Raw genomic sequence first — 12,350 nt, forward strand, 5'->3', positions numbered from 1 at the left:
ATCCCCTTTGCCGCTTCAATCGTGCTCTGCTAATCGAGCAGAGTACAACTGTAATCATAACTTAAATGCCCTGCATGCTAGGAGGGAAATAGGTCTTGCAAAGGTGGAAAATCGTCTGTAGTTGCAATGGGATGAATTATTGAATCGGCGCGTTGTGTGAGCCTTTCACGATCGGGGCTCAGTCGGTGAAGTAAGCCGGTGTGAAGGATGGCATGACCGTCACGATTCCCGGCGAAATGAGCGAAAGAAGCGAACCAAGGTGTCTACATGGTAGCAAATTCGCCGAAATGAACGCATGAAACGTACCAGGGTATCTACATGGTAGAAAATTCAGCGAATTGAGCGAAAGAAGGGTACCAAGGGATCTGCAGGTAGCGAATCGGTGAATGTGTTGCCCTGGGAGCTACTCTTTCGCTTGATTCGAGCCCATGAAGTACACCAGGAAATCTACCTGGGAAGCAACCTCAGCACGATAAGCTAGCTCGGAAACTCAGCGAAGATTCACTTTCGCTGCTCATTCTGAGCTCTTTTTGTTTTTCTTTGAATTTCTGTATTCAAAAACAAACAAACATGTTAAACTATTTTCAACATCATATATCAAACTCATTCGGAGGTATTCACAATGGTACAAAGTTTGTGGGAGCAAGAGAAAGCATCGGAACTGCAAGGCGGACTTGCGCAGTTGGTTTATCGTTCTAATATCATCGGTACGGATCGCCGTGTATGCAACTGGGGCGGCGGCAACACGTCGAGCAAGACGACGGTTCAGGATTTCCGCGGTCGTGACATTGAAGTGATGTATGTGAAAGGAAGCGGATCTGACCTTGCTACGATGAAAGCAGGCAACTTCACAGGTCTGCGCTTGGAGGATATCCGTCCGCTGTTCGAGCGCGACGAGATGTCCGACGAAGAAATGGTCGGCTACCTCGCACATTGCATGATCGACAGCAAACACCCGCGCGCTTCTATTGAAACGCTGCTGCATGCATTCCTTCCATTCAAACATGTGGATCATACTCATCCGGATTCCATCATCAGCCTGTGCTGCGCAGATAACGGCAAAGAGCTGGCCAAAGAAATTTTCGGCGACCGTTTCGTATGGGTCCCTTATGTACGCCCAGGCTTCACCCTTTCCAAAATGATCGCGCAAGGCGTGCTTTCGAACCCTAAAGCAGAGCTCGTGCTCATGGAGAAACACGGTCTTGTCACTTGGGGCGAAACGTCCGAGGAAGCGTACGCGCAAACGATCAAAATCATCACAGAAGCGGAAGACTTCATCGAAGCTCGCGTCAATGAAGCGAAACTGTTCGGCGGCGTGAAACACGCAGCGCTTGAAGCAGATCTGCGCAGAAGCATCGCTGCACAAGTGATGCCAACGATTCGCGGCGCAGTAAGCGATGCGAAGAAAATGATTCTGACATTCGACGATGCAGACGATGTACTGGCATTCGTTGGCGGCGCGAAATCCCCTGAGCTGTCCCAAGTCGGTGCAGCATGCCCGGATCACCTCGTTCACACGAAGGTTGTTCCATTGTTCATCGATTGGACGCCGAACGTAGATGACATCGATGGCTTGAAAGCGATTCTGAAAGAAAGCATCGCTGCGTATAAGAAACAATATGAAGCCTATTTCGAGCGGAATAAGAATGAAGGCGACGTGATGTTCGAAGCTGCGCCGCGCGTTATTCTGATCCCGGGAATCGGCATGATTAATACAGGCAAGAGCTGGTCCAACTCCAAAGTAAGCGGCGCACTCTACCACCGTGCCATTGCGGTTATGCGCGGCGCAACAGCGCTTGGCGATTTCGTCTCCCTAAGCGAGAACGAGTCCTACAACGTGGAGTACTGGCCGCTTGAGCTGTACAAATTGTCGCTTGCTCCTGCAGAAGCGGAATTCTCCCGCAAAGTGGCGTTCATTACCGGCGGTGCCGGCGGTATCGGCAGCGAAACGGCTCGCCGCCTCGTTTCCGAAGGTGCGCATGTTGTGCTTGCTGACCTGAATTTGGAAGGTGCGGAGCGAGTAGCCGGCGAAATTAACGGGAAGTTCGGCGAAGGCCGTGCGGCTGCTGTGAAAATGGACGTAACAAGCGAAGAAGCGGTTATGGCTGCTATTGCCGAAACAGCTCTTACTTACGGCGGTATCGACATTATCGTGAACAACGCAGGTCTTGCAACATCGAGTCCTTTTGACCAGACTTCCTTGAAAGAATGGAACCTGAACATGAACGTGCTTGGCACAGGTTACTTCCTTGTGGCTCGTGAAGCGTTCAAGTTGATGAAAGAGCAAGCAATCGGCGGCAACATGGTATTCATCGGATCGAAAAACTCCGTATATGCGGGCAAGAGCGCATCGGCGTACAGTTCGGCCAAAGCACTCGAGGCCCACTTGGCACGCTGCGTGGCAGCAGAAGGCGGGGAGTTCGGCATTCGCTGCAATACGATTTTGCCGGATGCGATTCTGCAGGGTTCTACGATCTGGAACGGCAGCTGGCGCAACGAGCGGGCAGCCGCTTACGGTATCGAGCCGGATCAACTGGAAGAGTACTACCGTAAACGGACGACGCTGCTTGTTAACATCTACCCGCGCGATATCGCTGAAGGCGTTGCATTCTTCGCATCGTCCAAGGCTGATAAAACAACGGGTTGTATGTTGACGATCGACGGCGGCGTGCCGGCAGCATTCACACGATAAGAGAGGTTGGTGCGGGCATGTATCAAGCAAGAGGCGAGAAACACTGGATTATTCCGGACGGTTATATTCCTCCAACGAGTAAAGGTTCACTTGAAAGCCATGAATCGGTATGTGTGCTCAATTGTGCTTCCGAAGACGCACTCATTCGGATGACTATTTTCTTCGAGGATCGCAATCCGATCGAGAACATTCTTGTTGTCGTACCAGGCAGACGAACCAAACATATCCGTACCTCTACTCTGTCGTCAGCCGGAGAGTTCATTCCGGTCGGCGTTCCTTATGCGATTGAGGTATTGAGCGATATTCCGATTATCGTGCAATACAGCCGTTTGGATGCAACCCAGGCGGAGAATGCATTAATGTCAGTCGTAGCTCATCCTCTCAAATAACGATAAAAGGAGCATGTGAGATGGACCAAACAATTCAAGCCAATTATGAGGCAGCCAAAGCGCTGTATGCACGTCATGGTATTGATGTGGATGCGGCACTTGAGCAGCTGGCTCAAATTAAAATATCAATGCACTGCTGGCAGGGAGACGATGTACGCGGCTTCCTGAATAAAGGCCAAGCGCTGACCGGAGGGATCTCCGTTACCGGTAATTATCCTGGGGCTGCCGGTACGCCGGAAGAGCTTCGCGCAGATTTGGAGCTGGCGTTCTCCCTGATTCCGGGTAAGCACAAGCTTAATCTGCATGCAATATATGTAGATACTAACGAGCAAGTTGAGCTGGACAAAATCGAACCGAAGCATTTTCAGAAATGGGTCGATTGGGCGAAGGAGCAAGGCCTCGGCCTTGATTTCAACCCAACCTGCTTCTCCCACGAGAAGTCGAAGGACGGCTTCACGCTGAGCCATCCGGATCCGGAAATTCGTCAATTCTGGATCGACCACTGCAAAGCATCCCGTAAGATCGGCGCGTATTTCGGCGAGCAGCTAGGCCAAACCTGCGTCACGAACGTATGGATTCCGGACGGCTTCAAGGATACGCCGGCGGATCGTTTGGCGCCGCGTAAACGGCTCAAGGATGCGCTGGATCAAGTATTCGAGGAAGAGTTGAACCCTGCTCATAACCTGGATGCAGTGGAAAGCAAACTGTTCGGCTTGGGCTCGGAAGCCTATGTCGTCGGTTCGCATGAATTCTATATGGGCTATGGCATGCAGAACAATAAACTGATCTGTCTGGATGCGGGCCATTTCCATCCGACGGAAGTCATTTCGAATAAGCTGTCTGCGATTTCGTTGTTCACTGACGGCATTCTGCTTCATGTCAGCCGCCCAATGCGCTGGGACAGCGATCATGTCGTCACGATGGACGACGAGCTGATTGATATCGGTCGTGAGCTTGTCCGCGGCGAACTGCTTGGCAAAACACATATCGGACTTGATTTCTTCGATGCCAGCATTAACCGTGTCGCAGCTTGGGTTATCGGGACGCGCAACACGATTAAAGCGCTGATGAGAGCAATGCTGGATCCGGTTGAAGCGCTGCGTCAAGCTGAGCTTGAAGGAGATTATACGACTCGCCTTGCGCTGCAAGAGGAATTCAAGTCTTACCCGTTCGGCGCAGTTTGGGATTACTACTGCGAGAAGAACGGCGTGCCTGTGCGCGAAGCATGGCTTGCCGAAGTGAAAGCTTACGAGCAAGCAGTGCTGCTGCAACGTGGCAAAGAACCGGTCGAAGCAGCAGAATCTAACGTATAGGAGGATGCAGCTTGCCAAGCATTCTGGCTTATGACCTTGGAGCCAGCAGCGGAAGAGCGCTGCTAGGCCGATTGAATAATCGCATCATTGAGGTGGAGGAACTCCACCGATTCGGCAATGACCCGGTCGGCGTTGGCGACCGTTTGCAATGGGATATTCTCCGTTTGTTTCACGAGATTAAACAGGGACTGCTAAAGGCGAAGCATGCCGGCGAAACGCCGGCAAGTCTCGCCATCGATTCCTGGGCGGTCGACTTCGGACTTATCGGTCGAGGCGGCGAGCTGCTTGGCAATCCGTACCACTATCGCGATCATCATACCGATGGTGTTATGGAGCGCACGAAGGTGCGTCTGACCACGGAGATGATTTTCGGCCGGACAGGGATTCAGTTTCTGCCGTTCAATACGATTTACCAGCTTGCGGCGCTGAAGGAAGCGAACTCTCCGCTTCTTGAAGGTGCAGAACGTTTCCTGATGATTCCGGATCTGCTTCGTTACTTCTTGACCGGCGAGATGCATAATGAATTCTCCAATGCGACAACGACGCAGCTGTATAACCCGCTAGAAGGACGCTGGGACCAGCCGCTGCTTGAAGCGATTGGAATCTCGCCTTCGCTGTTCGGCGACGTTGTTCAGCCTGGTGCACGAGTGGGTCAATTGCGGTCTTCGCTTATGGAAGAGCTTGGCATCGGCGCAGTTCCGGTGTATGCTGCAGCCGAACACGACACGGGTTCTGCGGTTGCGGCGGTACCGGCGCTGGAGCGGGATTTTGCCTACTTAAGCTGTGGCACTTGGTCGCTAATGGGGACGGAGATCGATCAGCCGATTATTAATGATCTCGCGCAGGAGCTGAATTTCACGAATGAAGGCGGCGTGTACGGTACATACCGTCTGCTCAAGAACATTATGGGGCTGTGGATTTTGCAGGAAAGCCGCAGAGCTTGGGAGCGTGAAGGTCAATCGTACAGCTTCCCTGAGCTGATCGCGATGGCGGAGAAAGCGCCGGCGTTCGGTGCTCTCATCGAGCCGGATGATCCGATGTTCCTTCATGCAGGCGATATGCCAACGCGCATTCGTCAATATTGCGTGTCAACGGGGCAGACAGCACCGGCAACACCGGGCGCTATCGTTCGCTGTATTCTGGAAAGTCTTGCACTGAAATACCGTTATGTGCTTGAATTAACAGAGCGGCTGTCTGGCAAATCGTTCAGCGGTTTGCACATGGTTGGCGGCGGTATTCAGAATGTACTTCTGTGCCAGTGGTCGGCGAATGCGATCGGCAAGCCGGTTTGGGCCGGTCCGGTTGAAGGCAGCGCACTTGGCAACCTAGTCGTGCAGTGGATTGCGCAAGGCGAGCTCTCTGATATTTGGGAAGCGCGTAAGGTGATCCGGGAGTCGTTCCCTGTTGTGGTGTACGAGCCGCAGGAACGCCAATTATGGGAAGATGCATACGGGAAATTCCGTGCTTTGACGGGACTGAAATAAATTAAGATGGCTGGCTGCGCCGCTTGAAGGCGGGCAGCCCTTTCATGTAGCAGGCAATATGAGCAGTTCGCGAGAAGAGGATGACTATGCTGGTTGCAGAGCGTTATGAGAAAATAGTAGGACTGGTAAATGAACGGGGCAGCATTCGGGTAACGGAGCTTAGCGAGCTGTGCCAGGTGACGGAGGAGACGATCCGCCGCGACCTGGACCGGCTTGAGCAGGCAGGCAGGCTTCGCCGTTCTCATGGCGGCGCGGTCAGTGTGAAGGATCTGCCGCAGCAGCAACAGCCGGAAATTCCGTATGCGGAGCGGGAAATTACGCACGCGGAAGAGAAGAAGCGGATTGCGCAGGAGGCGGTGAAGCTCATTCGCCCGAAAGACCGCATCTTGCTCGACGCGAGCTCGACCGCGTGGTATATGGCTTCGTATCTGCCGGATTTTCCACTGACGGTGCTGACCAATTCGATTAAAGTAGCGACCGAGCTGAGCAGCAAGGAGCGCATCGAAGTGATTTCGACAGGCGGCTTACTGGCGCAGCGCTCGTTATCTTTTGTTGGTCCGCTGGCGGAACGGTCGCTCGACCTTTACCATGTCGATAAAGTATTTCTCTCATGCAAAGGCGTTCATTTGGACCGCGGCATTAGCGAGTCGAATGAGCTGCAAGCGCGCATCAAGCAGAAAATGATCGGTATGGCGGATGAGGTTGTCTTGCTGGCCGATGCCAGCAAGTTCGGCGTACAGGCGTTCACGCATGTCGCAGACATGAGCGATATTGATCGGATCATTACCGATCAACGGCTTCCGCAGGAGACGCGGCTGCAGCTTGCGGAACGTACAGAAATTTCGGTCCAGACGGTGTAAACGGCAAAGATGACTTCTGATGTATTCACGAATCAGAAGTCATCTTTTTTTGTTTTATTTCATTCGCCGCTTATACACCTTCAACGCGGAGTAGCAGAACACAACAAGGATTGCCGAACTCCATAACACCGCCGCAAGTGTTGTCTTATCGGCCGTTCCTCCGAGTAAGAGAGAACGAATGCTTTCGATGAGCGGCGTCATGGGCTGGTATTCTGCAAATGCGCGAACAACCTTAGGCATGCTGTCGGTTGGGGCAAACGCCGAGCTGACGAATAGAAGCAACATCAGAATGTAAGCAAATACCCCGGCACCTTCGAACGTTTTGGCAAGCAAGCCGAAGGTAACGGCAATCCATGTGAATGCGAGGATGCTGAGCACTAGAATGAGAATGGCTAAGGCCCAACCGAGCAAGTCTGCTTGAGGTCGAAATCCCATCAAGAAGGCAGCGATGAATATCGCAATCAACGAAATTAAGTTAAACACTAAGGATGCGATCACATGACCACCAAGAATAGAGACCTTTGCGATGGGCATGGAGTGGAAGCGCTCGAAAACGCCTTTTGTGAGATCGTTATTGATGCGGAGCGATGAATAGGCAACACCGCTGGCAATACAGAAGAGTAGGATTCCAGGCACAATGTAATTGATATAGCTTAAATCGCCGGTGTCCATCGCGCCGCCGAAGACGTAAACGAAGAGCAGCATCATCATAATGGGCATAGCAAGGACGGTAATAATGGTATCAATGCTGCGGGTGGAGTAGCGGATAACGCGTCCGCTCATAACGGCAGTATCGCTCAGCACATGCATCAGCTTCATAGGGATCGCTCCTTTTCGCCAGTGACGAATGTCAGGAATACATCTTCCAGCGTAGGTAGTTTTTGCGCAAACTCAGCAATTTCGATTTCCGCATCCGCTGCTTTAGTTAGCAGCTTGAGCATTTGCTTCGTACTTCCGTCCGTGATGACGGAGAGCGTGAGGTTGTGCTCATCTGCTGCCGCGTTGTAATCGGCAAATAGCTCAAGTGCTTGATATAGTGAAGTTTCATTGTCGAACCGGAGTTCCAAATGTCCGCGTGGCAGCAAGTTTTTAAGCTCTGCGGGAGTTCCGTTTGCTACGATTTTGCCTTCATGTAAGATGGCGATTTGATCGGCAAGCTGGTCGGCCTCTTCTAAATATTGCGTAGTAAGGAAGACGGTGACGCCTGACTTCGCAAGACCTTTGATGATTTCCCACATGGCAATGCGGGATTGAGGGTCAAGACCGGTGGTCGGCTCATCGAGAAAAATAACCCGTGGATTACCCAGCAAACTCATGGCCAAATCCAAACGCCTGCACATGCCACCTGAATAAGTGGCGATGCGGCGATCGGCGGCACCCAGCAGGTCAAAGCGGCGCAAGAGTTCTTCGGCTTGTTTGTCAGGATTGGGTAAATGGCGTAGTTTGGCCATCATGCGAAGATTCTCGCGGCCGGACAGAATGTAGTCGACGGTGACGCTCTGACCCGTCAGGCTGATATCCTTACGTACCTGATCCGGCTGCAAGGTGACATCATAGCCATTAATCTTCGCTTGCCCGCTGTCAGGCTGAAGCAAGGTGGCAAGTGTTTTGATGATCGTGGTTTTACCGGCACCGTTGGAACCGAGCAGGGCAAAGGTTGAACCTTGCTGTACGGTGAAGTCCACGCCTCGCAGCACTTCTATATTCTTATAAGCCTTCTTGAGGCCCTTAACCTCGATGGCTAGATTGTTCGTCGGCATGCTGATTGCCTCCTATTTGCCTAGTTTTTTATGAATGGATGCATTCATTTTGGCGCGCATTTGCCCTGTCCAAGTCTGAGAAGCGACACCTTCAAGCAATCCGTCACAGAAAGCCATAACGTCATTTCCGACAAGATCCAATACGTCTCGTCCTTCAGCGGCAGCCAGCTCGAACATGTCGAGCATTTCGGGGAATAGGTTGATGACTGCGGGATCCTGTGAGGAGAAGGTCAGCATATAATGGGAGGCAATATTGTAAACCTCACGGTATTCATAGGGAAGCTTTTTTGAACGTTTGATGCATGCTCTGTATACTTTTTTCTGTTTATGTCCTTCTCGGATGGAATGAGCTATTTTCTTAAACACGGCTATCCTCCTTCAGTTGGGTAAGTCTTGACGAAATGTAACCCCATTTGTCCCAGAACAGCTGGAGCTCGCGCTGCCCGGCGTCATTCAACCGGTAAAACTTCCTTGGTGGACCGACGTCGGATGGCTTCTTCTCGATATCAACGAGTTGATTCTTCTCGAGCCGAATGAGTATCGTGTAGACCGTACCTTCGACGACATCCTCAAAGCCGAGCGTATTGAGCGTTTTTACGATTTCATAGCCATAGGTTTCTTTCCGGCCGATGATTTCAAGCACGCAGCCTTCCAGAATTCCTTTCAGCATTTCCGTAAGGTTTTCCATAAGCGTCCTCCAAGCTACTTTGTATCGCTTAGTACCACTACATAGTATCACCAAGTAGTTGAGTTGTAAACAGGGGATTGAGCCAAGTCTCCGCATTTTTCTATTGTCAACATGTCTGACAACCTGATAAAATGATATCATAACTATTTCATAAGGCGAGGTGCCGATGAGCGTGAAAGTTTCCTTATTTATAACTTGTTTAAGCGATGCCTTATATCCTCCGGTCGGTGAAGCGATGGTACGGTTGTTAGCTAGATACGGTGTGACGGTGGAATTTCCAACGGTACAAACCTGCTGCGGTCAGCCTGCTTTCAACAGCGGCTACTGGAAGGAAGCGCGGGAGACGGCGGCTACGATTCTGGCTGCTTTTGAAGATTGCGATTTCGTCATTTCTCCTTCGGGCTCATGTACCGGCATGATTCATCATTATCCGAAGCTGTTCGAGAACGATCCTGTCATGCTGGAGAAAGCGATTAAGCTGCAGGAGAAATCCTATGAATTTACGCAATTTCTGGTTCAAGTGCTTGGAGTTACGGATGTCGGCGCAAGCTTCCCGCACAAAGTCACTTATCATCCTTCCTGCCACGGCAGCCGTCTGCTGGGCGTGAAGGAGGAACCGCTTATGCTGATGAAGCAGGTGCAGGGGATGGAGCTTATTCCGCTTCCTTTTGCCAATGATTGCTGCGGGTTCGGGGGTACGTTTGCGGTGAAAATGTCGGATATTTCCGGTGCGATGGTGAGCGAGAAGAGCGATCATGTACTGGAGACAGAAGCGGAAGTGCTGGTCGGCCTGGATATGGCTTGCCTCATGAACATTGCGGGCAATTTGCGTTATCGGGATAAACCAGTGCGCGTGATGCATCTGGCGGAGCTTCTCTATGAAGGAGTGAAAGGCGCATGAGCGGAGCAGGAGCGGTTGGCGGCAGCACGGTCAAAGAACGGGCGGATATCGCGCTGAACAATGATTTTCTGCGTAAAGCGGTTCGGTTTACGACAGAGCGTCTGCGTACGGGCAAGGAAAAAGCAGCCGAGGATCATGGCAACTGGGACGATTGGCGTGAGCGCGGACGGCAAATCCGTCTTCATACGATCGCGCATCTCGATTATTACTTGAATCTGTTTGTGAACAATGCGCGGGCGAACGGCGTCCATGTGCATTTTGCCGAGACGGCTGCGGATGCGGTTAAGATCTCGCTTGATATTGCGAAGCATGTGGAGGCCAAATCGGTCGTGAAGTCCAAGTCGATGGTGACCGAGGAGCTTCATCTCAACACGGCATTGGAGTCGATCGGGGTCGAGGCGATTGAGACCGATCTTGGTGAATATATCATTCAATTGGCTGGCCAAACGCCATCCCATATCATCATTCCGGCTATTCACTTGAATCGCTATCAAATTGCAGATTTGCTCTCGGCGGATGCCGGAGAAACACTTGAACCGGATACGCAGATTCTTGCCGGCTTCGTTCGTCGCAAATTGCGTGAGCGGTTCCTGGAAGCGGACATCGGCATGACAGGCTGTAACTTTGCCATAGCCGAGACTGGATCTATGGTCTTGTTCGAGAATGAGGGCAATGCACGGATGGTGACGACCGTTCCGAAGACGCAAATTACGCTGATGGGGATGGAGCGTATTATTCCTTCGTTCGCCGATTTGGAAGTCATGGCGACTTTGCTGCCGCGGTCGGCGACTGGGCAGAAGCTTACCGTGTACATGTCGGCTATTTCGGGGCCGCGCCGCGAGGTCGATGCGGATGGTCCGGATGAGATGCATATTATTATCGTGGATAACGGGCGTTCGCTGCAGCTTGGCGACCCTGAGTTCCAAGAGCTGCTGAACTGTATTCGCTGCGGTGCTTGTCTGAATGCTTGTCCGGTGTATCGCCATATTGGCGGTCATGCGTATGGCGGCACTTATAGCGGACCGATTGGTGCTGTGTTAACGCCGGCGCTGAAGAAAAATCCTGCGGAGTGGGATGATATCGCCAACGCATCGAGCTTATGCGGTGCATGTTACGAGGCATGTCCGGTGAAGATTCCGCTGCACGAAATGCTCGTGTATTTGCGCCGCCGAAAGCTGGAGAGCGGTCGAGGCGATAAGCTGGAAGCGCTCGGAATGAAGGGCTTCGCTGCGGTAATGAAGAATTCGAAGCGGTTTAAAGCGGTGCTGAAGATCGGTCAATTGGGTCAAAAGCTTGTCGTTCGTGACGGCGGTATTCGCACGAAGCTCGGTCCGTTGAAGGGCTGGAACACGTACCGCGTTGCGCCAAGCTTGCCGAAGGAATCGTTTAGGGAGAAATGGCCGACGATGGAAGCGGAAATTCGCAGCGGCTTGCAGGAGATGGACCCTGCTATGAAGAGCCGGATGGAAGCGATTGTGAAAGACCGCGAAACAGGCAAAGGAAGAGGTCATGGTCATGGCAACTAGGTCAAAGGAGCATCAAGCATGGCTCGACGGGCTTGCCGCGGATTCTCGCGCGAAGCAGGTCGGATTCATTCACGGCATCTCCGCGAAGCTGAGACGTCCGCGTGAGATTGAGCCGCCGGCGCATCCGTATCGCGGCGCGCCTGATTTCTGGCAAGAGTTTGAATGGCCGCTCGAGGAGCGCGTTACGAAGTTTATGGACAATTTCAAAGCTGTCGGGGGGCATCCCGTACGGCTTGCCGATATGGAAGAAGCGAAGTCGTTTATTGCGGGCAAAGCGGTCGAGATGAGCGCGAAGTATGTGATCCGACAAAATCAGCCTGAACTGAACGAGCTTGGCTTGGAAGCGGCCATTCCGGATGCGACGATTTCCGTTTGGAACAGCGATCCGGAGGAATACTGGAAAGCACGCGCTGCCGAAGCGGATTTCGGTGTTGTTGTCGCTGATTATGCGGCTGCGTATACGGCCTCGATTACGGTATTGTCGTCGAAGGACAAAGGACGCTCCGTTAGTTTACTGCCAACCGTGCTCATGGCGATTATTCCGATTGAGCGGCTGCATACACGTTTAGGGCAAGTTCTGATAAACTTTGATCAGGCGGGACGTGCGAATTTACCGGCAGGCATTCATTTTATATCCGGACCTTCGCGGTCGGCAGATATCGAGAACGATCTGACGATTGGCGTACACGGGCCTGGCGTCGTCTATGCGATCATTGTTGGCTAATAGAAGGGAATTC

12 protein-coding genes are annotated in these 12,350 nt (G+C 52.2%); 8 read left to right on the plus strand and 4 right to left on the minus strand.

The genetic code is table 11. The features are described from left to right. Nucleotides 1-622: 622 nt before the first annotated feature. The 5 genes from AC0YNS_RS14570 (at nucleotide 623) to AC0YNS_RS14590 (ending at nucleotide 6,738) form a co-directional block, all read left to right on the plus strand. Nucleotides 623-2,692: a bifunctional aldolase/short-chain dehydrogenase gene (locus AC0YNS_RS14570; RefSeq protein ID WP_475781705.1), complete on the plus strand. Its 2,070-nt coding sequence runs from the start codon at nucleotides 623-625 to the stop codon at nucleotides 2,690-2,692. A gap of 17 nt (nucleotides 2,693-2,709) precedes the next feature. Further along, complete coding sequence (locus AC0YNS_RS14575) at nucleotides 2,710-3,081, plus strand: sensory rhodopsin transducer (protein WP_475781706.1); 372 nt, start codon at nucleotides 2,710-2,712, stop codon at nucleotides 3,079-3,081. Nucleotides 3,082-3,101: 20 nt separating this feature from the next. Beyond that, a complete protein-coding gene (rhaA, locus tag AC0YNS_RS14580) occupies nucleotides 3,102-4,394 on the plus strand; it encodes an L-rhamnose isomerase (protein ID WP_475781707.1) in 1,293 nt (430 codons plus the stop codon). 11 nt (nucleotides 4,395-4,405) lie between these two features. Beyond that, nucleotides 4,406-5,878 carry a rhamnulokinase gene (locus tag AC0YNS_RS14585; protein ID WP_475781708.1) on the plus strand — a complete coding sequence of 491 codons (1,473 nt, stop codon included), beginning with the start codon at nucleotides 4,406-4,408 and terminating at the stop codon, nucleotides 5,876-5,878. 86 nt (nucleotides 5,879-5,964) lie between these two features. Then, nucleotides 5,965-6,738, plus strand: a complete 774-nt coding sequence (locus AC0YNS_RS14590) for a DeoR/GlpR family DNA-binding transcription regulator (protein WP_475781709.1) — start codon at nucleotides 5,965-5,967, stop codon at nucleotides 6,736-6,738. A 54-nt stretch (nucleotides 6,739-6,792) separates the two neighbouring features. On the opposite strand, the gene AC0YNS_RS14595 is transcribed toward AC0YNS_RS14590, so the two are convergent. From AC0YNS_RS14595 to AC0YNS_RS14610, 4 genes are read right to left on the minus strand one after another with little or no spacing between them, the layout of a single operon-like run. Next, nucleotides 6,793-7,557 carry an ABC transporter permease gene (locus AC0YNS_RS14595; protein ID WP_475781710.1) on the minus strand — a complete coding sequence of 255 codons (765 nt, stop codon included), beginning with the start codon at nucleotides 7,555-7,557 and terminating at the stop codon, nucleotides 6,793-6,795. After that, nucleotides 7,554-8,498: an ATP-binding cassette domain-containing protein gene (locus tag AC0YNS_RS14600; protein ID WP_475781711.1), complete on the minus strand. Its 945-nt coding sequence runs from the start codon at nucleotides 8,496-8,498 to the stop codon at nucleotides 7,554-7,556. Before AC0YNS_RS14600 ends, AC0YNS_RS14595 begins: the two co-directional genes overlap by 4 nt. A gap of 12 nt (nucleotides 8,499-8,510) precedes the next feature. After that, a complete protein-coding gene (locus AC0YNS_RS14605) occupies nucleotides 8,511-8,864 on the minus strand; it encodes a DUF1048 domain-containing protein (protein ID WP_475781712.1) in 354 nt (117 codons plus the stop codon). Next, a complete protein-coding gene (locus AC0YNS_RS14610; RefSeq protein WP_475781713.1) occupies nucleotides 8,857-9,186 on the minus strand; it encodes a PadR family transcriptional regulator in 330 nt (109 codons plus the stop codon). The genes AC0YNS_RS14605 and AC0YNS_RS14610 overlap by 8 nt, the downstream gene beginning before the upstream one ends. A gap of 172 nt (nucleotides 9,187-9,358) precedes the next feature. Between AC0YNS_RS14610 and AC0YNS_RS14615 the strand changes: the two genes are divergently transcribed. The 3 genes from AC0YNS_RS14615 to AC0YNS_RS14625 are packed head-to-tail and all read left to right on the plus strand — an operon-like array spanning nucleotide 9,359 to nucleotide 12,337. After that, nucleotides 9,359-10,087 (plus strand): (Fe-S)-binding protein, encoded by a 729-nt coding sequence (locus tag AC0YNS_RS14615; RefSeq protein ID WP_475781886.1) that lies wholly within the window; start codon nucleotides 9,359-9,361, stop codon nucleotides 10,085-10,087. After that, nucleotides 10,084-11,613, plus strand: a complete 1,530-nt coding sequence (locus tag AC0YNS_RS14620; RefSeq protein ID WP_475781714.1) for a LutB/LldF family L-lactate oxidation iron-sulfur protein — start codon at nucleotides 10,084-10,086, stop codon at nucleotides 11,611-11,613. The genes AC0YNS_RS14615 and AC0YNS_RS14620 overlap by 4 nt, the downstream gene beginning before the upstream one ends. Further along, on the plus strand, nucleotides 11,603-12,337 hold the full coding sequence (locus AC0YNS_RS14625; RefSeq protein WP_475781715.1) for a LutC/YkgG family protein: 735 nt from the start codon (nucleotides 11,603-11,605) through the stop codon (nucleotides 12,335-12,337). Before AC0YNS_RS14620 ends, AC0YNS_RS14625 begins: the two co-directional genes overlap by 11 nt. The last annotated feature ends 13 nt before the right edge of the window (nucleotides 12,338-12,350 follow it).

It is taken from the genome of Paenibacillus sp. J22FR21 (genome assembly GCF_056269135.1).

Coding starts and splice junctions, on each gene's coding strand:
- AC0YNS_RS14620 (WP_475781714.1), top strand. CDS start 10,084: ATGAGCGGAGCAGGAGCGGTTGGCGGCAGCACGGTCAAAGAACGGGCG.
- AC0YNS_RS14625 (WP_475781715.1), top strand. CDS start 11,603: ATGGCAACTAGGTCAAAGGAGCATCAAGCATGGCTCGACGGGCTTGCC.
- AC0YNS_RS14610 (WP_475781713.1), bottom strand. CDS start 9,186: ATGGAAAACCTTACGGAAATGCTGAAAGGAATTCTGGAAGGCTGCGTG.
- AC0YNS_RS14595 (WP_475781710.1), bottom strand. CDS start 7,557: ATGAAGCTGATGCATGTGCTGAGCGATACTGCCGTTATGAGCGGACGC.
- AC0YNS_RS14575 (WP_475781706.1), top strand. CDS start 2,710: ATGTATCAAGCAAGAGGCGAGAAACACTGGATTATTCCGGACGGTTAT.
- AC0YNS_RS14590 (WP_475781709.1), top strand. CDS start 5,965: ATGCTGGTTGCAGAGCGTTATGAGAAAATAGTAGGACTGGTAAATGAA.
- rhaA (WP_475781707.1), top strand. CDS start 3,102: ATGGACCAAACAATTCAAGCCAATTATGAGGCAGCCAAAGCGCTGTAT.
- AC0YNS_RS14570 (WP_475781705.1), top strand. CDS start 623: ATGGTACAAAGTTTGTGGGAGCAAGAGAAAGCATCGGAACTGCAAGGC.
- AC0YNS_RS14600 (WP_475781711.1), bottom strand. CDS start 8,498: ATGCCGACGAACAATCTAGCCATCGAGGTTAAGGGCCTCAAGAAGGCT.